Here is a 22,170-nt window from a genome sequence, read left to right on the forward strand (position 1 = left end):
ATGTGGTATGTGTCCTGGCTTTAGCCAAACTCCTATTCTTACCCGGTGTGGAGTTTCGACGTCTCCGAGAGACCCTGCGGGGACACAAATGTTTGTTCTCATTCATTGCCGTTGGCTTCAGCCAACGGATGCCATGTGGTATGTGTCCTGGCTTTAGCCAAACTCCTAGTCTTACCCGGTGTTCAGTTTGGCTAAAGCCAATAGTTAATGCCTGTTTATCCGCCCCATAAATGGGACGGCAATGAATTTCTTTGCATATTATTCATTCGCGTTTTCGCAGGGCCCTCTCCGAGAGACCCTGCGGGGACGAAAAAACAGGTAGCCCCGATGGGGCATTAGAAATTTCATTTGCATATTTGCGCATCTGCACATCCGCCGCATCAGCATATTTGCACATTCCCGCATCTGCACATTTCCTCCCGGCTAACCACATCTGTAAGTTGTAAGTAAGCTTTTTAACTAATTTAATCATTCCCGCCTTTTTAACTACATTTGTATTCATGATTGATTTGCCGGTAATTCCTGTAAGCCAAACCCAACGCAAGCCCGATTGGCTGCGGGTAAAACTTCCTATCGGGAAGGAATATGCGCATGTGCGCAGTTTGGTGGATACACATAAATTGCATACCATCTGCGAAAGCGGTAATTGCCCCAACATGGGCGAATGCTGGGGAGCCGGTACGGCTACCTTTATGATATTGGGTAATATCTGTACCCGGTCGTGTTCGTTTTGCGCGGTAGCGACCGGCCGGCCATTGGCGGTTGATCTGGACGAGCCTAACCGCGTGGCCGAATCGGTCAAGCTGATGCAGGTAAAACATTGCGTAATTACCTCGGTAGACCGGGATGACCTGAAAGACGGCGGTTCTATTATCTGGGCCGAAACCATTAACGCCATCCGCCGCGAAAGCCCCCAAACCACGCTGGAAACCCTGCTACCCGATTTCCGGGGCATTTGGGAAAACCTTGACCGTGTGATAGCCGTAAGGCCTGAAGTGGTATCGCACAACCTGGAAACCGTACGCCGCCTAACCAAAGAGGTGCGTATACAGGCTAAATACGACAGGAGCTTAGAGGCATTAAGCCGGATATCGGCCGCGGGCCTGCGCACCAAATCGGGCATTATGCTTGGCCTGGGCGAGAAAGAAGAAGATGTACTGGAAGCCATGCAGGACCTTTTGAATGCCGGCGTACATATTTTAACCTTAGGCCAATACCTGCAGCCTACCAAAACGCACCATCCGGTAATTGACTGGATACACCCCGATCAGTTTAAATTTTACAAAGAAGCAGGGATGGAAATGGGTTTCAGATATGTGGAAAGCGGGCCGCTGGTACGGTCATCCTATCATGCTGAAAAACACTTATTTGAGTTTTAAAAATTCTTTCTAATTTCAACCCTGTTGAGTAAGAGCAGAAAAATATCACTATCAGAAGAAGAGTTGGTACTTGGGCTGCGTAACCGCGAAAAGGTTGCCGTTGAAGCGCTGTACGATAATTATTCGGCCTCTTTGTACGGTGTTATTTTTCGCATCGTTAACGAAACCGCCATTGCCGAGGATATATTACAGGAAACATTTGTAAAGATCTGGCAATCGTTTAGCAGCTATAGCCCTGAGAAGGGCCGCCTGTTTACCTGGATGGTTAATATTGCCCGCAATTTATCTATCGATAAGGTCCGGTCTAAAGATTTTCGGAACCAAAATAAAAACCAGGAGTTAGAAAACACCGTAAATTTAATAGACGAGCAAAACAATACGGTTTACAAACCCGAGTTATTGGGAATTAAAGATTTGGTGCAAACGTTAAGACCCGAACAAAAATCCATCCTTGATTTAGTTTATTTTAAAGGTTATACACACGTAGAGGTTGCCGACGAGCTTGGTGTACCCCTGGGTACGGTAAAAACCCGTTTAAGGATGGCTATACAGGAGTTAAGAAAACATTTTAATTAAATTGGAAGAAGTTAAGGCATATATCGAATCGGGGATACTGGAACTTTACGTTCTTGGCGAGGTAAGCCATGACGAAAAGTTGCAGGTGGAGGCTATGGCTTTAAAGCACCCGGCTATTAAGGCCGAGTTGGAGGAGGTTGAACGATCTATGGAGTTATTTGCAGCAGAACATGAAATTGAACCATCGCCCCTGCTGCGCAACAGGGTGCTGAACAGCCTGCTGACAAACCTAGCCGACGATAATACCTTCCCTACAAAAACATCAGTTTCGCATATACATCAAGCGCCTGTTGCGGAGATACGCCCAACTAAAAGCATTAATTTTTACAAATATGCTTTTGCAGCCTGCCTTGCCCTGCTGCTGGTAAGCGTAGTTGCCTTGTTTAATGTATATAACAGCTTACAGGAATCAAAGGGGCAGGTAGTGGCCCTTAGCACGCAAAACCAGCGGATGACCAAAACGGTTAACCTGCAAAGCGAACAGCTGGATATTTTCCGCGGGGAATACAAGTTATTTAAACTTCCGGGAACAGGCAAAACGCCTAAAGCATCGATGATGGTGGCCTGGAGCCCTGTTAAAAAGAACGTGGTTATTAATATGGCCGCTTTAAACCTGCCCGAAAATGATGCCGAACACCAGTACCAATTATGGGCCATTGTTGCCGGTAAGCCGGTAGACCTGGGCGTATTTGATGCCCGTCCCGATTCGGTTACGATGATGAAGGTGATGAAACCGGTTGATAAACCGCAGGCCTTTGCGGTAACCTTAGAGAAACGCGGCGGCAGCGTAAACCCAACGATGGAGAATCTGACCGTTATAAAAACGATCTAAAATTTATTTTCAATTTAGTGTAACTATTTACTTAGTTTATCGTCTTATATTTACAAAGCGTATTTTGTTCTTTATAAGATCAGTTAATAGTTAAAAAAGGGATGCATGATACCTGCATCCCTTTTTTTGTTTTATAGTTTCTGAAATACCGCTCCCGCGGGGTTATTTTGCAATTTAGGATCGGCTACCAGCTCCTCTAACCGGCACTCATCCAATACCATCCGCTCTGATTTTTTATGCAGGGTATATTTCCATTTGATCATACGGATATAGCCGCCTTCAATTTCAATCCCGGTAATGTCGCCATCATCAAAACAACAGCAGCCGCTGTTAAAGTAGCAGGGCTTATAGTTATGGTCTTTAAATACAATTACCCGGTCGCCTTTATAATGGCGCTCGCTAATCTGGCGCTGCAGGTTCTGTATCAGTGGTTCATCATTATTGGCCTTGGCCTTATCAAGGGCGGCATACAGGGTTTCCAGGTGGGTTAACGATTTAAACACCGGCTGATGCGTATGCCCGGTAATCAGCAGCAGGTTTTCGCGCTTTTCGCTCCACTCATACATAATCCGGTTATGATCGGTTTTCAGCAGATCGTTATTGGCGGGGGTATTGGGGTTTATCCGCAGGTAAGCCTGCAACGGCCCCCATATATTAGATACAAACCATTTGCTCAGCCAGTTGCCATCGCTTTGCATATCGCCCTGGTGGCCGTGGGTAAGATAAATAGCCAGGGGTTTATTATTAACGGTAGTTTGCAGGATAGCCCCTTCATACACCTTTATTTTTTGCCCGTATACCTGTGCAAGGCTAAACGCGGCCAGCGGGTCATTGTCCCAGTACAGATCGTGATTGCCAAATATTTTTGTGAAGGCTTTGCGCTTTAAAAAAAGCTTTTCCCGCTCAAAGGTGGCTTTATTATGTTTTTTGATGCTGATGAACATGTTTTCCCAAAGTTCTTCGCTATCGCCAAGGCTAACGTAATGGAAGTTCTGCTGGTTATAATGATCTAAAGCGGCCAGGTAGTTTTTTTCGGACATGGCAAAATCATCGGCGCCATCGCGCGCGCCCTTATGCTGATCGGAAAAGATGATGAATTTTTGCTGTTGCGCGTCGAATGGAATAATGCAGCCGCGTTTGCGGCTTTGTACTAAAATATCCAGGTAAAGGCTGGTAAGCGCCTTGTTCACTCTTTTCTGGTCGGGGCGCGATGAATATTTATCAGTTAGCCTGATGATCGGCTTTTTTAATAGTCGTTGTAGCAGGCTTCGCATATTATTATTAACAGTTAATCAGTCAAATTGTGATTTAGGGTTATAGGAATATTTTCAGTACCAAAAGTCGGTTAAAATAAATAATCGATGTGTAGTTAAATCACGGTAAATGAGGGTGTTTAAGCGGTAATGTATACCGTGAAAAAACGGTGCTTTAAATTTGAAACATTATGCTATTTTTAGCAAAATTTAACCTTAATTAAAAGCCCCATGTCAGACAAAATGCCAACTGTAAAAGCCGGGACAGTTAAAAAAACCCAGCTTAAAAAACTTGTTGATAATTACTACCGGATAATGAAAAAAGTAGGAGAGGATGGCGTAGTAGTTGACCTTGACCGCAAAACAGATGCCCAAAGCGTTTGGTTCCCCAAGTCAGTTATCGACCAAATGTTTGCCACACACGGCTGCACCGAAAAAAACAATGACGAGTATGGTTTAAGAATATACTTTGCTGTACATGAGTGGGGGGTATTAGAGCATGATGAAATACCCGGCAATTACCATAACCAGCAAACCGCCATATTGGTACCGACAAAAAACATAAACGGACAAAGGGACCGCGATTTGCTGAAAGATGATGAACACCTTACCCGGGGTGCAGATGGCAAAGGCGACGGAGACACTGATGGCGATGGAATGGGTGTAAACCACGGGGTATTGTGCCCGCCGGATACCGGTTGCGGTTGTGCTATCGACTAAAATAATATTTTTTATTTGTTAAACGCCGGTTGTTTTTATAAGCAACCGGCATTTATATGCAGTATGGATAAATTAACCAACTTGTTTTTAGAGGTGCCCGCCCTGCTGGTTTGCCTTTTTTGTTACAAAAAGTTTAACCTTACGCGCTATAAGCTTTTTTTACCCTACCTGGTAATCATCATTTTGTACGAATACGGCGCGGCGAATAAGTTGTTTGGTATTGGTACTCACAAATCAAACTTATGGCTGGTAAACTTCGAAATAACTTTTGAATACTTGTTTTATAGTTTCTTTATTATAGCTGCCTATCGCGATAGGAAAGAAAAAAGGCTTTTCACCGCCATTACGCTGTTTACGTTTGTTTTTACACTGTTTGATATTTTTTTTATACAGGGCTTTATGCGGCTATGTTCTATTGCCATTGTCATACAATATGGTTTGCTGATTGTAATGGTATGCCGATTTTTTTACATACTGATGCAGGAATTTGATAAAGACACCTCTCTTTTACGTAAGCCCGATTTTTGGGTAAATACAGGCTTGCTGTTTTTTTTCCTGTCAGAGTTTCTGTTTTTTGCCTCTTTTAATCTTGCTTATAGCCGGCCCAAATTTTTTATCGCTATATTTCATGTAATTAATGGGGTAGCCAACATTATTTTATATTCTTGCCTAATAATTTCTTTCTTATGTTTCAGGCCGATCAAGACTATATCCTCATCATAATTGCTGGCACTATTATGATGCTGCTTTTGGGTATTTTCATCATCAGCTTTTTGTTTTTTTATCAAAAGAAACGAACCATCCACATTACCGAGCAGGAACATCTGAAATCGGCCTTTAGCCAGGAAATATTAACCACCCAGATAGAGGTACAGGAGCAAACATTAAACTATATCAGCCAGGAGCTGCACGATAATATCGGGCAGGTACTCTCGTTCATTAAACTTAACCTGGGCACCACCAGCACGCTTGCCGAGCAGCAGAAACAGCGTAAGATAGATGAAAGCCGCGATTTGCTGGCCCAGGTAATATCCGATCTGCGTAACCTTTCTAAAACCCTCAGCTTCCAGCAAATCAGTCAGTTTGGCCTGGTCAGATCGATTAACCTTGAAATTGACCGGGTAAATAAAAGCGGACTGATAAAAATTAACATGCAGGTAAGCGGCGAACCCTATAGCCTGGGCGAACAGCGCGAACTGGTACTGTTCCGTATTTTCCAGGAGTCGCTTAATAATGCCTTAAAGTATTCGCACGCGCTCAATTTGAGCATTAGTTTGATATATGCCGAAGAATTATTTAATTTGACCATCGCAGATGATGGCATTGGTTTTTCAACCGAAATGGCCGACAAAAAAAGTGGAGCCGGGTTAAAAAACATGGAAAGCAGGGCGGCTTTAATAGGCGCTGAAGCAACATTGGAAAGCTCACCGGGCGATGGCTGCGTAATTAAAATAAACCTTAACCCATTTAAACAATTAAACATCGATGGCACCCATACAAATAGCCCTGGTTGATGATCACCGTCTTTTCCGCAGCGGCATAGCATCGCTTATTGGTCAGTTTAAAGGTTACCAGGTACTGTTTGAAGCCGGTGACGGCGAAGAACTGACACGTAAGCTAACACCTAAGGTAAAACCCCGTATTATTTTGCTGGATATTAACATGCCGGTAATGGATGGTGTGGAAACTGCCCGCTGGCTGCGCAGCAATCATCCGGATATCCATATCATTATCTTATCGATGTTTGGTGATGCCGAAAAGGTATTGGAAATGGTAAAAATGGGTGTAAAAGGCTACCTGCTGAAAGACGCCGAACCTGATGAGTTTGAGCAGGCCCTGCTAAAGGTATCGCAGGATGAAGTTTACTATCCCGAATTTGTTACCCGCCACATCATCAATAGTTTTAACCAGCAGCCCGAATTATTAAAATTAAACAGCCGCGAGCTGGAATTTTTAAAACTGGCCGCTACCGAACTTACGTACAAAGAAATTGCCGAAACGATGTGCATCAGCGCCCGCACGGTTGATGGTTACCGCGACCAGCTTTTTGAAAAACTGCAAATTAAAAGCCGCGTTGGCCTGGTACTGTACGCGATAAAAAATAAACTGATTAGTTTGTAACTTGCTAAAATAATTAGCAAGTTTGTGCTATGGCACATGAGGATAATCCGGAATTTTTTAAGGGGAGGGGTGCGCAGGTAAATACCCATAACAAGTTTCTGAAAAGGAAGTATGTATCCGATCATATAGAGGGTATTGACGAGCCTTTGATGGAAAACTCCAACACCCAGATCTACGAAGAAACGCCTAAAAAAATAGTAAGTGAAAGCAGCAGCCCCGATTTGGGCAATATGCACTCTATTAACCCCTATCAGGGTTGCGAACATGGGTGTATATACTGTTATGCCCGTAACACTCACGAGTATTATGGCTTTAGCGCCGGGCTTGATTTTGAGCGTAAGATCATTGTTAAGCGTAACGCCCCCGAATTGCTGGAAGAGTATTTTAATAAGAAAAACTATAAACCGGTTACCATCCTGCTATCGGGCAATACCGATTGCTACCAGCCTATCGAGCGTAAATTGGAGATCACCAAACGTATGCTGGATCTTTTTCTGCAATACCGCAACCCGGTGGCCATTATTACCAAAAACAACCTGATATTAAGAGATATTGATGTGCTGGCCGAATTAGCGTTGATGAATTTGGTGAGCGTAAACGTTTCCCTTAATTCGCTTAACGAGCAACTGCGCCAAAAGCTGGAACCCCGGACCGTTACCGCCAGCGGCCGTTTAAACGTGATCCAAAAACTATCGGAACGGGGCATACCAGTACGTGTAATGGCCGCGCCTATTATCCCGGGATTAAACAGTAACGAGGTGCCCGCCATTATTAAAGCCGCGGCCGACCGCGGCGCACGCGGCGCCGGCTTTACCATTGTAAGGCTAAACGGCAGTATTGCCGAAATATTTACCGATTGGATCCACAAGGCATTCCCCGATAGGGCCGAAAAGGTATTGAACATGATCCGCGCCTGCCATGACGGTAGCCTGAACGACAGCAACTTTGGCCGCCGTATGAGCGGCGATGGGCAAGTGGCCCAATCCATCCACCAAATGTTTCGTATGGCTGTAAACCGATTTATGCAGGACAGGTATATGCCACCGCTGGACCATACCCTTTTTATACCCCGGAAAGGCCGGCAAACCAGCTTATTTTAACCTATGTAATGCGCTGATTTGCAATTATTTGTTTTTAATAACCGTAATACTTAATTTCAATATTAATTATGGAATCAACCTTACCCATTCAAAACCAGCGCATTCACTCCATCGATATCCTGAGGGGTATTATTATGGTTATTATGGCACTTGACCATGTGCGCGATTTTTACTCAAACGCCGCATTCGATCCGCTGGACCTGTCAAAAACTTCCGTCCTGTTTTTCATGACCCGCTGGATCACGCATTTCTGCGCGCCTACCTTTATATTCCTGTCGGGCACCAGCGCTTTTTTATCGCTGTCTAAAAAGAAAACAAAAAAAGAGGCTTCGCTATTCCTGCTTAGCCGCGGTATCTGGCTGCTTGTTTTAGAGCTGACCATTATTGGCTTTGGCTGGCAGGTTACCGGTGTTTTTAATAATATACTGGCCCAGGTGATATGGGCCATTGGCTGGAGTATGATCATCCTGTCGGCACTGGTTTACCTGAAACCGGTTTATGTGGGCATTTTTGGCCTGGTGCTAATATTCGGCCATAACGCGTTCGATTATGTTAAGTCCGATTCGTGGGGGCAGTACAAGTTCTTCTGGATGTTTTTGCACGAGCAGAACTTTTACCAGATCAGCAGTCATGAATCTATTTTTGTGTTATACCCGCTGGTACCATGGGTGGGGGTAATGGCTGCGGGCTATGCTTTTGGTGCCTTCTTTAAATGGGAGCCGGCCAGGCGCAGGGCGCTGTTTATCAAGATAGGTTTAGGTGCCATACTGCTGTTCCTGGTGTTGCGCATCTTTAATATCTACGGCGATCCGTTCCCATGGCAGCACCAAAGCGTTTGGTGGAAAAATGTATTAGCTGTTATCCGGGTGCAGAAATACCCGCCATCGCTGCTGTACCTGCTTATCACCTTAGGCATCTCCATCACCGCGCTTGCCCTGCTGGAGAAAACCAATAATGCCCTGAGCCGTATTTTTATTGTATTTGGCCGGGTACCTTTGTTTTATTATATCCTGCATCTTTATTTGGTGCATTGGTCGCAAATTGTGTGGGCCCTGTCAAGCGGCGTAACTGTTAAGCAATTAGAGTCGGCCGGGCCGGGCGTTCCAAATAGCTTTGGCTTTGGTTTGCCCGTGGTTTACCTGATATGGCTGGCTGTTGTAACCATTTTATACTTTCCCTGCCGCTGGTATATGAAGTATAAACAAAGCCATAAGCAATGGTGGCTAAGTTATTTATAAGGGAGAATAAGCGCTGAAACCCTATCTTTGGCACATGGACGAACTCATTGTAAAAGACAGCAACGGCAATATCCTGAAGGATGGCGACTCGGTAAGTGTGATCAAAAGCCTGAAGGTAAAAGGCGGCGGAACAACCATTAAACAGGGCACCACCGTAAAAAAGATCCGCCTTACGGACGATCCTAACGAAGTTGATTGCAAGATAGACGGCATGAGCATTGTGTTGCGCACCGAATTTTTGAAGAAAAAGTAGGCTTTGATTAAAAGGATAGTTAATTAGAGACGGGGAACATTAACTTGCCCGAAAAAGAAATACACAAAAGCTTTGTTTTCCACATTTCTTATTGTTAACTTGGGTAAAATTAAAAGAGCATCCTATGAACAAGAAATTAGTTGCCCCATTTGTTACCTGGCTTTTGTTTATGGTTGTTGGCTTATCCGGTTTAATTAATGGGATACAGCACCAGGATGCCTGGCGCGTTGCAGCAGCCGGCATATCATTGATCATTAGTTCGGGCCTTTTATATTTCATTATCCGCAATACTGCTAAAGAGTTAAAGGCGGTTAGGGTAAGGAAATAGTCCCCGGTTACAATTGTTGAACCTTAAAGTGTTTACACTTTATAAGAAATATTTTGCCTGTTATTTTTCAATAACAGGCTTTTTTGTGGGGATATCTCGCTAACCTAACGCGATCTAAAATATAAAAAGGGTGCTAACAACAGGTCATCTGTGAGGATACAGACCTCGGGGACAATTACCCTTATTCATTACCTTTAACAATCCCGCTTTAACTATTCATCACCGCGCCGCAATTGATATCAATCGTTTGGCCCGTCATGGAGCGCTGGCTGAGCAGGTAGGCCACCAAACCCGCAATCTCATCAGGCTGGCTCATGCGCCTTAGCGGCACACTTTGCATAGCTATATCATAAAACTCATCTTTAGTAATACCTATCCCATCGGCAATGCCCTGTAAGCCTTGTTGCGACATATCGGTATCCACCCAACCCGGGCAAATCGCATTAACCAATATCTGCTCGGGCGCAAACTGTACCGCCCACGACCGCATCAAGCCCAGCAAACCGGCCTTTGAGGCGCAATAGGCCGAATAATTGGCCACGCCCAGCCTGGCCAATACCGACGAGGTGATCACAATATGCTTACCGGCAGCAGCCAAACGCAAATGGGGCAAAAAAGTATTTACAAAATTATAAGTGCCTGTAAGGTTAGTTTCTATGATATCATTCCAGCGGTCATCCTCGCCCCACTGGTTTTCGCCGCCAATGCCCGCGTTGGCTATCAGTCCATCCAAAGGCGTATCCTCTAATTGCGATACCGCGTCGGCCAGGCTTTCTTTATCGCGTATGTCGGCCGCGATCACCATCCTCGAGCCATTGGGCAATAGCTTGAATGTTTTATTCAGATTGGCTTCGTTACGCCCCAATAAAATGCAATTGTTTCCGTCGGCAGCCAGCTTTAAAGCAATGGCCTGCCCTATCCCGCTGCCGGCGCCGCTTACCAGGTATGTTTTTCTCATGAGGTAAAAATAGTACTTGAAGGTGGTAAAGCAACAAAAGCCGGGTATTGTTGTTTAAAAAGGGTATCATATTTGTAATATCAATTTTACAGAACCATGGCAAAAAGCTATAAAATACGTATCTTCCGCTGTTGTTTTGATGTAATTGAAATAACAACCCTATTAAACTAATTGTTGGAATGCTGAAACTGGCTGAATATATGCCGCCCGTATTGAGGAAATTATTTCCCCTATTTTGTGTTGCTGTTGTTTTATTATTATTAAATAATGGAGTAAGCGCGCAGGCGCTAAAAAATATCTCGGGAAAAATAACTGATGCCGAAACCGGCGAACCCTTGCCCTATGTAACGGTATTTGTAAAATTGCCAAACCACACCAACAAAGCCACCAATACCGATTTTTCGGGCATCTACCACCTTACTTACCCATCATCGGGCACCGATAGTATTTATGCAACTTATATCGGGTATCTGCGGGCCAAAAAAGCACTGCCTAAAGAGCATAACGCCACGCTTGATTTCCAGATGAAAGAGGATAACCAATTGCTGAAAATGGTTACCATTACCCCTAAAAGCTACGTTAACCCGGCCTGGGCCATTATGGAAAACGTAATAAAGCACAAGGATGCTAATAACCTGGAAAACCTGAAAAGCTACCAGTTTGAAAGTTATAACCGCCTGCAGCTATCGGTAACTAATATTAGTGATAAAATGAAACAGCGTAAGGTAATGAAGCAAATATTACCGCTGATGGATAGCCTGCAAAAAATGGCCGGCGATGACGGCAAGCCCATATTGCCGGTATTTATGTCTGAAACTATATCCGATTATTACTACCAGCGCAGCCCCGAGCAAAAAACCGAACATGTGCAGCGTACCAAGGTAAGCGGTGTGGGTATTGAGGATGAAACCCTGGTATCGCAAATTATTGGCAGCAGTTTTCAGCAATATAATTTTTACAAAAACTACCTGCGCATTGCCGGTAAGGATTTTATATCGCCGATAACCGATAGCTGGAAGCTGTTTTATAATTATGAGCTGACCGATGCTAATGAAAAGATAGATGGTAAGTATTATTATAAAATAGAATTTAAGCCCAAACGCGCGCACGATCTGTCGTTTGTAGGGGTAATGTGGATCACCCAGGACAGTTATGCTTTGTACCGTATGGATGTAAGCGTAGCGCCTGATGCCAATATCGACTTTTTGAGCAAGATCAAAATTCAGCAGGAGATGGTACAGCCCGAGGGTGGTACCGCCTGGATACCTGACAAAACCCGTATTGTAGTACACATCTCTAACATCAGCAAAAAATGGTCGGGCTTTATCGGGAATTTTTATTTATCCAACAGTAAGATAAAAATTAACCAGGATTACCCTAAAGACCGCTTTAAGGAGCCGCTGACCATGAGCAACGATATCGGTAAAAAAGACGAGAGCTACTGGACAAAAAACCGCCCCGAACCGCTCACAGCCGCCGATATAAAGGTTTACAAGATGATTGACACCGTGAAAAACCTACCTATTGTTAAAACCTATGCAGATATTGCCGGCATGCTTATTAATGGCTATTACCGGATGGGTAAATTTAGTTACGGGCCTTATTTGTACACCTACAGTTATAATGATGTGCAGGGTAGTGTGCTGCGCATTGGCGGTACAACCAACAAATATTTCAGCGATAAATGGATCTTGGGCGGTTACGTAAGCTATGGTTTTGCCGATAGACGCTGGAATTATAACGGCTCGGTTGATTATATCGCTTCACGCAAACCATGGACACAGGTTGGTGTAGCATATACCCGCGATATTGGGCAAACGGGTTACCAGTTCGAGAATTTCAGCAAATCAAATAATCTTTTTAAAGCTTCTATCCGTAATGGCCGTATTTTACGCCGCGGGCCTTTCCTCCAAACTGATTTGCGGATGTATGTGCAAACAGATGTAGCGTATAACTGGCGCGCTAAACTTACGGTAGACCGCCGCACGTTCGATCCGCTGTACCCCTTCGATTATTTTAGTCCGGCCAATAACCAGCGCTACCGCAATTACCAGGTGGCCGAATCTGTGGCCGAATTACAATGGTCGCCGGGGCGCAGACTGATACAATCAGCAAAAATCAACAAGCGCATTACCTTAAACAATGGCGAGGATAACGCGGTATTTACCATACGGTATACCCATGGCTTTAAAGCTTTTGGAGGAGATTTTAATTACGATAAAATTGCGGCCAATATCACCCAAAAAATACATATGGGTATATGGGGCAAGGGCGAATACTCGTTAACCGGCGGTTATATTCCCGCGTCACTGCCTTATCCCTTACTGGAAAACCACCGGTTCCATTTTAACACCATGCGTTTCCTGGAGTTTGCCAGCGACAGGTATGTGGCGCTTAACTATACACAACATATGGATGGTTTGCTAACCAACAGCATTCCCCTGCTTAAAGAACTTAACCTGCGTACCGTAGCCGATTTGAATGTATTAGACGGAGCCCTGAGCGATGAAAACGGCGGCCGCCCATCCACCCCGCGCCGGCCAACCCGAAATTTGGAAGGGATACCTTATGTAGAGGTAGGTTATGGCTTAGAGAATATTCTGAAATTTCTCCGGGTAGATTTTCTGCACCGCGTTACCCACCGCAACCATTTGGACGAAGCCGGTAACGAACCCAGCAACTTTGCGGTGAGGGTTGGTGTGCAGTTTAGGTTGTAAGTGGTGATTAGAGGTTAGTTAATTAGAGATTAGTCTTGCAACCCGTTTTGCACATCATTCCCCCTTCAGGGGGTTAGGGGGTTAAAAGTTGCACTACCTTTTCCGCTGTTAAACCCAATCCTTCGGCTATGATATTGGCCTGATTGTAAAATGGTTCGCGTTCGGTCAGCTTTTCATCAATAAAGGCTATCAATTCGTCGCCGTGTTTATGGCGCAATATGGGGCGGTCGTCCTTGTTATTTTCCAGGCGGCTGGCTAAAACACCGGCATTTAATTTAATGTATACCACCTGCCCGTGGGCCTTCATCCATTGCATGTTATCAAAAAAGCAGGGCAATCCGCCCCCGGTTGATACGACAACATTTTGAGGGTAAGCGGTTGTTTTTAGCACCGTTGATTCTAACTGTCGGAAAGCGTCTTCGCCATGGTCGGCAAAATATTGGGCAATGGTTTTGCCGGCTTGCGCTTCCAGTACCTGGTCAAGGTCAATAAAATCGCAGTTTAAGCGGGCAGCCAGCTTTTTACCCAGCGTAGTTTTGCCACAGCCCATATAGCCTATCAGAAAGATGCGCCCGGCGCTGTAATCAGTATTTTGATTTTGCATTAGCTCAGTTTAACCCTGGGGTCTATCCATACATAAATAATATCAACCAGGATATTGATCAGCACAAATATAAAGGCGATAAATAAAATAGCGCCCATAATTACCGGGAAATCCGAATTCTCCAGCGCATCTACAGTGGCTTTGCCCAGCCCGTTATAGCCAAACACATACTCCACAAAAAAGGAACCTGCCAGTAATGATGCAAACCAGTTGGCTATAGCGGTGATGACCGGGTTAAGGGCGTTTTTTAAAGCATGGCGATAGATAATAGCATTGCGGCCCAAACCTTTGGCGCGCGCGGTGCGGATATAATCCTGCCCCAGCACATCCAGCATGGCGTTGCGGGTTAGCTGTACAATGATAGCCAGGGGGCGTAAACCTAAGGTGAGCACCGGCAATACCAGGTTACGCAGGTTAAGCACCTCGCCCTTAAAAGGATCGTAATTATATAAACTGCCCGACATATTCAGCCCGGTATATTTGCTCAGCACAAAGCCAAAGATCCAGGCGATGATGATACCCGCGAAGAACGATGGCGCCGAGATACCCAGGATACTGAAACCGATGGAAAAGCGATCGATCCAGGTGTTTTGATGTACGGCGCTCATTACCCCCATAAATACGCCGATGATAATGGCAAAGATCATGGATGCCGTAGCCAGTATCAGGGTATTCGGGATCACATCCATGAGCAGCGAGGCCACATCCTTATGGGTTTGGTACGACCGGCGCAGATAGGGCCATTTAAGCGCCAGCACCCTTGTTTTGGATACAGCAAATACTTTGGCATAGTGATACCGTTTTTGTTCTTCGGCTGTATTTAAATGGAGGCCTACCGGCGACAGATCGTTCAGGTAAAAGGCAAACTGTACTGGGATCGACCGGTCCAACCCAAACTCGCGGCGTACGGCCTGCAGCGATTGCACATCGGCGCGCTGGCCCATCGTCATGCGGGCGGGATCGACCGGGAGAATATTGAACAGGAAAAACACCACCACAATGATGCCCAGCATTACCGCCGCGGCATAACCAATTTTGCGGAGGACGTAAGCTATCATTTTTTAAAGTATGTTTTTTCTAACTCATCATACGCCGGCACATTATGAAAATGCCATTTATTGATCACCACGCCGTTTTTTAACAGCAATACGCCGGGGTTAGACCGTACCATGGTTTTCAGCGGAACGCCATCGGCATAAAAAATATCGGGCAGCAAATGGTGCTGTTTAGCAAAGGCGGCAGCATCCACTGGCGAGTTGGAGGTAATAAGCACCGTGCGGATATTATAATTTTGCGTTAGGTTAATGGCCAGCGCGTTCAGCTTATTAATAGCCTCGTCATTGGTATGATTAAGGTTATAAGCAACTATGAACACATTATAAAATGGATTACTCAGTAACTCCTGTGTATAGTTATTGCCCTGCGCGTCCTGGATGGACAGATCGCGTATTTTAGGGGTGAAACCTGCTTTTACCAGGCGGCTTACCGGATCGCCTTTTACCTCCCAGTTATTATCTTTCCAGATGTTGGTTTTCATGTACTCGGCATCGGTCATGGTTTTTTCCGCGCCGGTAGCTTTGTTTTTCAGGTGATAGGTAATCTCGTACTGATCCGGCTCGGCGCCGGGCGGGGTCTTCATTTCTTCGGGGATATTAGCGCCTACCTTATAAGGTAAAAAATCGATCACCGGTAAAAAATTATAGGTATAAATACCAAAGCCAAACGAAAAGATAACCGCTATAATAAAGGCCATCCGAGCGGCCTCAGGTTTCAATATCGATTTAATGGAGTGCCTGCTTACAAATAACACCAATACCAGTGCCAGCAATACCATATCCTTACTGAATGATTGCCATGGCGTAAGCGGGATAGCATCGCCAAAGCAGCCGCAGGTTTGCACCACCTTAAAATAAGCCGAGTAAAAGGTTAAAAATCCGAAGAAGACGATCAACAGCAATAAACCCCACACAACAGCTACCGACCGCCAGCCGATCAACAAGGCAAAACCCAGGATCATTTCCAGCGCGCATAACAATATGGCTATGCTTAAGGCAAAATCACTCAAAAATAGCATGTGGAATACCTCAAAGTATTCCTCCAGTTTATACGAAAAACCCAACGGATCGTTAGCCTTTACCAGTCCCGAGAAAATAAATAGCAAGCCTACTGCTATCCGGCAAAACCAAACTACAGCAGCGGGTAATATCGTTTTTTGTTGATTTTTCATTTTAGGCGATTATAAGTACTCCCCCTTCAGGGGGCAGGGGGGCTAAGTTTTATCAGCGCGAATACCGCGTAGTTCAGCATATCCTGGTAGTTGGCCTTCACCCCTTCAGATGCCAGCGTTTCGCCTTTATTATCTTCAATTTGCTTAACCCGTAACAGTTTCATCAAAATCAGGTCGGTTAAGGAGCTGATGCGCATATCGCGCCAGGCCTCGCCATAATCGTGGTTTTTGGCAAACATCAGGTCTTTTGTTTCCTGTACTTTAGCATCAAACAGGGTATCCACATGCTCAACCGAAAGCTCGAACGGTGTTTCGGGTGTGCTATCCAGCTGCATCATGGCTATTACGCAATAGTTTACGATGCCGATATATTCGCCGGTAATGTCGTCGCCAACCATGGATATCTTTTTTTCTTCCAGGGTACGGATCCGCTGGGCTTTGATAAAGATCTGGTCAGTGATGGATTCCGGTCGCAGGATGCGCCAGGCCGTGCCATAATCGCGGGTTTTTTTAATAAAAAGCCCTTTACATGTATTAATTACCGCGTCGTATTCTGCTGATGTTTTTTGTGACATTGATGACCCTGTGAGTAAAACATTGGCGTTGATGTGATTGCAGAACACACAGGTCTCTTATTGCGCCTCCGGCTAAAGAGGGGTCTCATCAACATACCTACTTACAAAGATATAAAGTAACTTTACATCAGCTAATCTTTAAAGTATTCTTATAAATAAATGACCAAAAGCGCCTTTTTTCAGAAAAAGCTAAGCATCAATGCCGGGGGTAAACTGATCGATCTGTCCACGCCAAAAGTGATGGGCATTATCAACCTCACGCCCGACTCCTTTTATGCCGGCAGCCGCAAACCTGCTATAGCCGAAGCCCTGCAGCAAGCCGAAAAAATGCTATATGAAGGCGCGGCTTTCCTCGATTTGGGCGCTTACTCATCCCGCCCGGGCGCTACCGATATTTCGGTACAAGAGGAAACCGACCGCCTGCTGCCTGTTGTTGAAGCTATTGTGAGTAATTTTAAAGACGCTGTTCTATCAATAGATACCTTCCGCTCGTCTGTGGCCGAGGCGGCCATTAAAGCTGGGGCACACATGATTAACGATATATCGGGCGGGCAATTAGATGATGCCATGTTTGCTACCGTGGCGCGCTTGCAGGTACCCTATATTTTAATGCACATGAAAGGTACGCCCCAAACCATGGTGCAACAGGCACAGTACCATGATGTGTTTAACGATGTGCTGACCTACTTTGCACAGCGCTACGAAAAACTGCGTGCCATGGGTGTACACGATATAATGATAGACCCCGGCTTCGGCTTTGCCAAAACACACGAACAAGGCTATGAGCTGATGAGCAAAATGCAGGGGTTTGATCTGCTCCAATTACCTGTATTGGTGGGCATATCCCGCAAACGGATGGTCTACCACCTAACCGGCGGTACAGCCGCGGATGCACTGAACGGTACCACAGCCTTAAACACCATTGCCTTAACCAAGGGCGCTAATATTTTGCGCGTGCACGATGTGAAGGAAGCCGTAGAGGCGGTGAAGATCTGGGAGATGTGCCAGGAATAGTTTGCAGGTTCAATCGTCCACGCTTGAACCATAAATGATGTAAGCGTCCACGCTTACGTAAAGATTGAGCGTGGACGCTCCATGAGGATTTGGTTCAAGCGTGGACACTTGAACCTGCGGAAACACCCTATTCCAAATCCTTCTTCAGTTCCCCTTTAATTTCAGGGTTTTGGGCCGGTAGCTTTTTAACCACATGTTCCACTTCGGTTTGCAGCACATGCACGGCATATTCGGCCGGCTGAATAACGCTGCCGCTGGCTTCGGCATATACCTGGGTAAACTCGGCGCCTATGTACAATATGGCCGCGGTATAATAGATCCATATCAGGATCACAATGATAGAGCCCGCCGCTCCATAAGCCGATCCCTGCGCGGTAAATTCGATATATAAGCCTATCAGGTATTTACCCAGCATAAACAGGATGGCTGTAAAGAAAGCGCCCGAACGAACATCTCTCCAGTGGATCTCCACATCGGGTAAAAACTTGAAGATGATAGCGAATAACGCAGAGATAACTATAAACGCCAACCCAACGTTTATTGCATTAAACACCCAAACGGTAAGGCCCGGCAAGTAATGCTCCAGCCGGTTACTGATGGCCAGTACAATTAAATTGAGGATAAGGGAAACCAACAGCAGGAAGCCTAATGAGATGATCAAAGAAAACGAAAGGAAGCGGTTTTCCAGCATTTTCACCCAGCCGCGTTTAGGCTTGGCCTTTACCCGCCAAATGATATTGAGCGAATCCTGGATCTCTAAAAACATGCTGGTAGCGCCAATCATAAGTGTAACCGCGCCCGATACTACCGCGATGCCCGATTTGCCCGACAGGGTTAGCTTTTTAATTACTTCCTGTATCTGCATGGCCGCGTCGCTGCCTACATAGGATACCAGTTCGGGATATACCTTGTTGTTAAAGGCATCATGCCCAAAAACAATGCTTACAATAGATACGATAAGGATAAGCATCGGCGCAATGGAGAATACGGTATAATAGGCCAGCGAGGCGCTTAGTTTAAGGCCGTTATCATTTATAAAGGCATGAAAAGTAGCAACCAGTACTTTCCCTATCTTTTTAACAAACTCCCGGTTAAAAATTTTCATATTGACAAATTCAATTATAGGATATAATGTTTACATTTAATCTATCAGTCCTGTTTTCCATGAAAAAAATCCTTATCAAATCCATCCCGTTCAAACTGCTTTTTATTTGTTTATGGCTAAGCAATTATAATGCCTTTGCACAAAAAACCACCATCTATATCGTACGCCATGCCGAAAAAGCGGCCACCCCGGCCGATGACCCCGAATTAACAGCTGAAGGGCAGAAGCGCGCTAAAGACCTGGCAAAAACCCTAAAGCACGAAAAAATTGCGGGAATTTACACCACCAGCTATAAACGCACCAGCCTTACCGCAAAACCCACCGCCGAAAAATTTACGCTGGTAACCGAATCATATAACCCATCGGACCTTAAAACGTTTGCCACTAAGTTGTTTCAGTTTTATAAAGGGCATAGTGTATTAATTGTTGGGCATTCAAACACGGTTATCCCTACCATTGTTGCCCTTGGGGGCCAAAAGCCTTTTGATACTTTAGCCGATAATGATTACGATATGCTGTTTAAGTTAACAATTAAAGATGGCAAACCCGAGCTGGTGATTAACTATTACGGCGATAAGCACCATACCACCATTATACCCGAGCAATACCTGGAATATAACATTAAGGATTTTGTGAAACCTTAGTTAACGCTCCATCATTTGTCATTATAACGATACAAAGGGTACATCCAGCAACTCGTAAGCCTGCCAGCCGTTAAAATCAAAGTGCCACCATTCGGTTTTTAAGGCGGTAAAGCCGTGTGATTGCATCACCGTTTTCAGTAATTCGCGGTTTTGCAGCTGTTCGGGTGGCAGGTCGGGGTAGTTTGATGCGGCCTTTCGGCTAAAGCTGTCAAAAGGGGTTGGCATGTTTAACTCTTTTCCCGTTTTTAAATCTATGATGCTTAAATCAATGGCGCAGCCCCGGTTATGTTTCGATCCGTATTTAGGGTCGGCCACAAAATTGGTATCGGGGGTCATCTTGTAAAAGTCGACCGTTACGGCATAAGGGCGGTAGGCATCGTAAATCTTCAGGCCGAGGCCTTTTAATTTCAGTTCGGCCTGCACCTGTTTCAGGGCTTCAACTACCGGCGCACGCGCAAAGGCGCGTGCCTGGGCATACATTATCCGGTGCATAAAGTTATCGGTAGTGGCGTATTTAATATCCAGCTTAATGCCGGGAATAACTTTATTGATCTCCACCAGGCGTTTATCCGGAGCGGATTTAATTTGTTTGGTATAATCCTGCACACTTAATACGTGAGGCTTGTGCTGCGCGCTGCTTGTAATAGCGCCACAGAAGGTGATCAGCAATGACAGGATAATCCGCTGCATAGTTTATTGGTGAGAAACCACTAACAGGTCAAGGTCTTTACAAGGGATATTAAACCGCTCGCCAATATGTTTATTGGTCAACTGGCCCTGGTAGATATATACCGCGCTGCGTACACCGGGCGTGCGCCATATTACATTTTTAATGCCGCCCTGCTCGCCAATATCCAGCAAAATAGGGGTGAAAATATTGGTTAAGGCATAAGTTGCCGTGCGGGCCACGCGCGAGGCGATATTGGGCACGCAATAATGGATCACATCGTACTTGCGGAATACGGGGTGGGTATGGTTGGTTACTTCTGACGTTTCAAAGCAGCCGCCCTGGTCAATACTTACGTCGATGATCACCGAGTTGGGTTTCATTTTGCTTACCGTTTCTTCGGTTACAATGCAGGGGCTGCGGCCATCCTCGGCCCGCATGGCGCCAATAGCCACATCGCAAGTAGTAATGGCTTTTTCCAGCACAATAGGCTGCACTACCGAGGTAAATACCCGGCTGCCGATGTTATTTTGCAGGCGGCGCAGTTTGTATATGGATGGATCGAACACCTTAACCTGCGCCCCTAAGGATATGGCCGTGCGCGCGGCATACTCGCCTACGGTGCCGGCGCCCAGTATCACAATTTCGGTAGGGGGGACACCGGTAATGCCGCCCAGCATCAGGCCCTTGCCTTCAAAAACATTGCTCAGGTATTCGGCGGCTATCAGGATAGACGTAGCGCCAACGATCTCGCTCATAGCGCGGATCACGGTTAGCGATCCGCCTTCGTCCTGTAAATGCTCGTAGCTTAAAGCTGTGATCTTTTTGTTGAGCATGGCGCGCAGGCAATCCTCGCTAAGGGTCGACATTTGCAGGGTAGAGATCAGTATCTGATGGGTTTTCATCAAGCCAATCTCGGCCATGGTTGGCGGAGCCACCTTCATAATAATATCCGAAGCCTCGTAAACGGCTTTATGGTCGTATACAATGCGGGCGCCCTGTTCGCTGTAGTCATTATCCTTAAAGTTGGCAGCCTTGCCGGCATTGCTTTCCAGTATCACCTCGTGCCCGTTATGGATCAGCAAGGCTACCGACAATGGCGTTAAAGGCACCCGGTTCTCCTGGAACGAGATCTCCTTAGGGATGCCGATATAAAGCTTATTCTTTTTATTCTTCACCTCCAGCATCGATTCCTGGGGCTGCATCATGGCCTGTTTGGCAATGTCAGAAAATCCGCTGTATTTCCCTGAACTCATTCTTTATCTTCAGTTAATGATTTATGTAAAAATAGCTATTATTACGTTAAATCTTACTTAAAGTTATCTGCCTTGAGCCATCATTTTGGGCATTGATATGAATTTCGGCATAATGAAGGGGCAGCAGGTCGGGTATTTTTTCGGGCCATTCAATAAAACAGTAATCGCCCGAGTAAAAATATTCTTCGTAACCCATATCCAGGGCCTCGGTTTGGTTTTTCAGACGATAAAAGTCGAAATGATAAACAGGGCCCCCGCTGCCGGCATATTCGTTCACAATGGAAAACGTGGGACTACTGGTTTGGCCTGCTACACCTAATTCATTGCACAGGGCTTTGATCAGCGTGGTTTTGCCCGCGCCCATTTCGCCGTAAAAAAGGAAGATACGCTCATTGCCGCCAAATGAAATGATTTGCTGCGCGATGCTGTTTAATTCCGGTAATGATTTAGCAATTAATACCACTTGTAAATGTTTTTAAACCAACACGTCATTGCGAGGTACGAGGCAATCATCGGCTTACAGAGTGGCTCTGCTTATCGGGGATTGCTTCGTACCTCGCAATGACGCGCTAAGATAATCAGATGAATTTAAAAATCCTGTGA

25 protein-coding genes are annotated in these 22,170 nt (G+C 45.4%); 14 read left to right on the forward strand and 11 right to left on the reverse strand.

The annotated features are described in order from the left end of the window. Positions 1-262: 262 nt before the first annotated feature. Positions 263-502, reverse strand: coding sequence for a hypothetical protein (locus AC07M6_RS06570; RefSeq protein ID WP_494888176.1), 240 nt, complete (start codon positions 500-502; stop codon positions 263-265). Here AC07M6_RS06570 and lipA point away from each other — a divergent pair. From lipA to AC07M6_RS06585, 3 genes are read left to right on the forward strand one after another with little or no spacing between them, the layout of a single operon-like run. Then, positions 501-1,379, forward strand: coding sequence for a lipoyl synthase (gene lipA / locus AC07M6_RS06575; RefSeq protein WP_494888177.1), 879 nt, complete (start codon positions 501-503; stop codon positions 1,377-1,379). The two genes, AC07M6_RS06570 and lipA, sit on opposite strands and share 2 nt — an antisense overlap. 24 nt (positions 1,380-1,403) lie before the next feature. Next, positions 1,404-1,955 (forward strand): RNA polymerase sigma factor, encoded by a 552-nt coding sequence (locus AC07M6_RS06580; RefSeq protein WP_494888179.1) that lies wholly within the window; start codon positions 1,404-1,406, stop codon positions 1,953-1,955. Position 1,956: 1 nt separating this feature from the next. Further along, entirely contained in the window at positions 1,957-2,787 is an 831-nt protein-coding gene (locus tag AC07M6_RS06585) for an anti-sigma factor (RefSeq protein ID WP_494888180.1), read from the forward strand. Between the two features lie 131 nt (positions 2,788-2,918). On the opposite strand, the gene AC07M6_RS06590 is transcribed toward AC07M6_RS06585, so the two are convergent. Then, entirely contained in the window at positions 2,919-4,061 is a 1,143-nt protein-coding gene (locus tag AC07M6_RS06590) for a metallophosphoesterase (protein ID WP_494888181.1), read from the reverse strand. Between the two features lie 210 nt (positions 4,062-4,271). On the opposite strand from AC07M6_RS06590, the gene AC07M6_RS06595 reads away from it, so the two are divergent. The 8 genes from AC07M6_RS06595 (at position 4,272) to AC07M6_RS06630 (ending at position 9,800) form a co-directional block, all read left to right on the forward strand. Further along, complete coding sequence (locus AC07M6_RS06595; protein WP_494888182.1) at positions 4,272-4,760, forward strand: hypothetical protein; 489 nt, start codon at positions 4,272-4,274, stop codon at positions 4,758-4,760. A 63-nt stretch (positions 4,761-4,823) separates the two neighbouring features. Further along, a complete protein-coding gene (locus AC07M6_RS06600) occupies positions 4,824-5,483 on the forward strand; it encodes a hypothetical protein (RefSeq protein ID WP_494888184.1) in 660 nt (219 codons plus the stop codon). Next, on the forward strand, positions 5,447-6,274 hold the full coding sequence (locus AC07M6_RS06605; protein WP_494888186.1) for a sensor histidine kinase: 828 nt from the start codon (positions 5,447-5,449) through the stop codon (positions 6,272-6,274). The genes AC07M6_RS06600 and AC07M6_RS06605 overlap by 37 nt, the downstream gene beginning before the upstream one ends. Beyond that, positions 6,246-6,881 carry a response regulator transcription factor gene (locus AC07M6_RS06610; protein ID WP_494888187.1) on the forward strand — a complete coding sequence of 212 codons (636 nt, stop codon included), beginning with the start codon at positions 6,246-6,248 and terminating at the stop codon, positions 6,879-6,881. Before AC07M6_RS06605 ends, AC07M6_RS06610 begins: the two co-directional genes overlap by 29 nt. A 29-nt stretch (positions 6,882-6,910) precedes the next feature. Then, complete coding sequence (locus AC07M6_RS06615) at positions 6,911-7,981, forward strand: PA0069 family radical SAM protein (protein ID WP_494888188.1); 1,071 nt, start codon at positions 6,911-6,913, stop codon at positions 7,979-7,981. A gap of 68 nt (positions 7,982-8,049) precedes the next feature. Further along, complete coding sequence (locus AC07M6_RS06620; protein ID WP_494888189.1) at positions 8,050-9,219, forward strand: acetyltransferase domain-containing protein; 1,170 nt, start codon at positions 8,050-8,052, stop codon at positions 9,217-9,219. Positions 9,220-9,253: 34 nt separating this feature from the next. Further along, entirely contained in the window at positions 9,254-9,472 is a 219-nt protein-coding gene (locus tag AC07M6_RS06625; protein WP_494888191.1) for a zinc ribbon domain-containing protein YjdM, read from the forward strand. 124 nt (positions 9,473-9,596) lie between these two features. After that, positions 9,597-9,800, forward strand: a complete 204-nt coding sequence (locus AC07M6_RS06630; RefSeq protein WP_494888193.1) for a hypothetical protein — start codon at positions 9,597-9,599, stop codon at positions 9,798-9,800. A gap of 208 nt (positions 9,801-10,008) precedes the next feature. Here the strand turns inward: AC07M6_RS06630 and AC07M6_RS06635 are convergent, their stop codons facing one another. Continuing rightward, positions 10,009-10,758, reverse strand: a complete 750-nt coding sequence (locus AC07M6_RS06635; protein ID WP_494888194.1) for an SDR family NAD(P)-dependent oxidoreductase — start codon at positions 10,756-10,758, stop codon at positions 10,009-10,011. 179 nt (positions 10,759-10,937) lie between these two features. On the opposite strand from AC07M6_RS06635, the gene AC07M6_RS06640 reads away from it, so the two are divergent. Next, complete coding sequence (locus AC07M6_RS06640; protein WP_494888195.1) at positions 10,938-13,475, forward strand: DUF5686 and carboxypeptidase-like regulatory domain-containing protein; 2,538 nt, start codon at positions 10,938-10,940, stop codon at positions 13,473-13,475. A 73-nt stretch (positions 13,476-13,548) separates the two neighbouring features. Here AC07M6_RS06640 and AC07M6_RS06645 read toward each other — a convergent pair whose 3' ends face one another. Genes AC07M6_RS06645 through AC07M6_RS06660 form a run of 4 tightly spaced genes read right to left on the reverse strand, consistent with a single transcriptional unit; the run spans position 13,549 to position 16,881 of the window. Further along, positions 13,549-14,079, reverse strand: a complete 531-nt coding sequence (locus tag AC07M6_RS06645; protein ID WP_494888196.1) for a shikimate kinase — start codon at positions 14,077-14,079, stop codon at positions 13,549-13,551. Continuing rightward, complete coding sequence (locus AC07M6_RS06650; protein WP_494888198.1) at positions 14,079-15,137, reverse strand: ABC transporter permease; 1,059 nt, start codon at positions 15,135-15,137, stop codon at positions 14,079-14,081. The genes AC07M6_RS06645 and AC07M6_RS06650 overlap by 1 nt, the downstream gene beginning before the upstream one ends. Next, on the reverse strand, positions 15,134-16,306 hold the full coding sequence (locus AC07M6_RS06655) for a BT_3928 family protein (protein WP_494888199.1): 1,173 nt from the start codon (positions 16,304-16,306) through the stop codon (positions 15,134-15,136). Before AC07M6_RS06655 ends, AC07M6_RS06650 begins: the two co-directional genes overlap by 4 nt. A 26-nt stretch (positions 16,307-16,332) precedes the next feature. Further along, complete coding sequence (locus tag AC07M6_RS06660; protein WP_494888200.1) at positions 16,333-16,881, reverse strand: DUF1599 domain-containing protein; 549 nt, start codon at positions 16,879-16,881, stop codon at positions 16,333-16,335. Between the two features lie 159 nt (positions 16,882-17,040). On the opposite strand from AC07M6_RS06660, the gene folP reads away from it, so the two are divergent. Beyond that, positions 17,041-17,895: a dihydropteroate synthase gene (gene folP / locus AC07M6_RS06665; RefSeq protein WP_494888201.1), complete on the forward strand. Its 855-nt coding sequence runs from the start codon at positions 17,041-17,043 to the stop codon at positions 17,893-17,895. A gap of 127 nt (positions 17,896-18,022) precedes the next feature. On the opposite strand, the gene AC07M6_RS06670 is transcribed toward folP, so the two are convergent. After that, positions 18,023-19,000: a YihY/virulence factor BrkB family protein gene (locus AC07M6_RS06670; RefSeq protein WP_494888202.1), complete on the reverse strand. Its 978-nt coding sequence runs from the start codon at positions 18,998-19,000 to the stop codon at positions 18,023-18,025. A gap of 59 nt (positions 19,001-19,059) precedes the next feature. Between AC07M6_RS06670 and AC07M6_RS06675 the strand changes: the two genes are divergently transcribed. Continuing rightward, positions 19,060-19,644, forward strand: coding sequence for a phosphoglycerate mutase family protein (locus AC07M6_RS06675; RefSeq protein ID WP_494888203.1), 585 nt, complete (start codon positions 19,060-19,062; stop codon positions 19,642-19,644). A 21-nt stretch (positions 19,645-19,665) separates the two neighbouring features. On the opposite strand, the gene AC07M6_RS06680 is transcribed toward AC07M6_RS06675, so the two are convergent. The 3 genes from AC07M6_RS06680 to tsaE are packed head-to-tail and all read right to left on the reverse strand — an operon-like array spanning position 19,666 to position 22,030. Then, positions 19,666-20,334: a M15 family metallopeptidase gene (locus tag AC07M6_RS06680; RefSeq protein WP_494888205.1), complete on the reverse strand. Its 669-nt coding sequence runs from the start codon at positions 20,332-20,334 to the stop codon at positions 19,666-19,668. 3 nt (positions 20,335-20,337) lie between these two features. After that, complete coding sequence (locus AC07M6_RS06685) at positions 20,338-21,567, reverse strand: alanine dehydrogenase (protein ID WP_494888206.1); 1,230 nt, start codon at positions 21,565-21,567, stop codon at positions 20,338-20,340. Positions 21,568-21,613: 46 nt separating this feature from the next. Continuing rightward, on the reverse strand, positions 21,614-22,030 hold the full coding sequence (tsaE, locus tag AC07M6_RS06690; RefSeq protein WP_494888207.1) for a tRNA (adenosine(37)-N6)-threonylcarbamoyltransferase complex ATPase subunit type 1 TsaE: 417 nt from the start codon (positions 22,028-22,030) through the stop codon (positions 21,614-21,616). Positions 22,031-22,170 lie beyond the last annotated feature (140 nt).

Source organism: Mucilaginibacter sp. GW821-FHT07H05 (assembly GCF_059418485.1).

Coding starts and splice junctions, on each gene's coding strand:
- AC07M6_RS06625 (WP_494888191.1), top strand. CDS start 9,254: ATGGACGAACTCATTGTAAAAGACAGCAACGGCAATATCCTGAAGGAT.
- AC07M6_RS06675 (WP_494888203.1), top strand. CDS start 19,060: ATGAAAAAAATCCTTATCAAATCCATCCCGTTCAAACTGCTTTTTATT.
- AC07M6_RS06655 (WP_494888199.1), bottom strand. CDS start 16,306: ATGAAAAATCAACAAAAAACGATATTACCCGCTGCTGTAGTTTGGTTT.
- AC07M6_RS06630 (WP_494888193.1), top strand. CDS start 9,597: ATGAACAAGAAATTAGTTGCCCCATTTGTTACCTGGCTTTTGTTTATG.
- AC07M6_RS06590 (WP_494888181.1), bottom strand. CDS start 4,061: ATGCGAAGCCTGCTACAACGACTATTAAAAAAGCCGATCATCAGGCTA.
- AC07M6_RS06640 (WP_494888195.1), top strand. CDS start 10,938: ATGCTGAAACTGGCTGAATATATGCCGCCCGTATTGAGGAAATTATTT.
- AC07M6_RS06600 (WP_494888184.1), top strand. CDS start 4,824: ATGGATAAATTAACCAACTTGTTTTTAGAGGTGCCCGCCCTGCTGGTT.
- AC07M6_RS06660 (WP_494888200.1), bottom strand. CDS start 16,881: ATGTCACAAAAAACATCAGCAGAATACGACGCGGTAATTAATACATGT.
- AC07M6_RS06680 (WP_494888205.1), bottom strand. CDS start 20,334: ATGCAGCGGATTATCCTGTCATTGCTGATCACCTTCTGTGGCGCTATT.
- AC07M6_RS06605 (WP_494888186.1), top strand. CDS start 5,447: ATGTTTCAGGCCGATCAAGACTATATCCTCATCATAATTGCTGGCACT.
- folP (WP_494888201.1), top strand. CDS start 17,041: ATGACCAAAAGCGCCTTTTTTCAGAAAAAGCTAAGCATCAATGCCGGG.
- AC07M6_RS06610 (WP_494888187.1), top strand. CDS start 6,246: ATGGCACCCATACAAATAGCCCTGGTTGATGATCACCGTCTTTTCCGC.
- AC07M6_RS06595 (WP_494888182.1), top strand. CDS start 4,272: ATGTCAGACAAAATGCCAACTGTAAAAGCCGGGACAGTTAAAAAAACC.
- AC07M6_RS06670 (WP_494888202.1), bottom strand. CDS start 19,000: ATGAAAATTTTTAACCGGGAGTTTGTTAAAAAGATAGGGAAAGTACTG.
- AC07M6_RS06615 (WP_494888188.1), top strand. CDS start 6,911: ATGGCACATGAGGATAATCCGGAATTTTTTAAGGGGAGGGGTGCGCAG.
- lipA (WP_494888177.1), top strand. CDS start 501: ATGATTGATTTGCCGGTAATTCCTGTAAGCCAAACCCAACGCAAGCCC.
- AC07M6_RS06650 (WP_494888198.1), bottom strand. CDS start 15,137: ATGATAGCTTACGTCCTCCGCAAAATTGGTTATGCCGCGGCGGTAATG.
- AC07M6_RS06620 (WP_494888189.1), top strand. CDS start 8,050: ATGGAATCAACCTTACCCATTCAAAACCAGCGCATTCACTCCATCGAT.
- AC07M6_RS06685 (WP_494888206.1), bottom strand. CDS start 21,567: ATGAGTTCAGGGAAATACAGCGGATTTTCTGACATTGCCAAACAGGCC.
- AC07M6_RS06645 (WP_494888196.1), bottom strand. CDS start 14,079: ATGCAAAATCAAAATACTGATTACAGCGCCGGGCGCATCTTTCTGATA.
- AC07M6_RS06635 (WP_494888194.1), bottom strand. CDS start 10,758: ATGAGAAAAACATACCTGGTAAGCGGCGCCGGCAGCGGGATAGGGCAG.
- AC07M6_RS06570 (WP_494888176.1), bottom strand. CDS start 502: ATGAATACAAATGTAGTTAAAAAGGCGGGAATGATTAAATTAGTTAAA.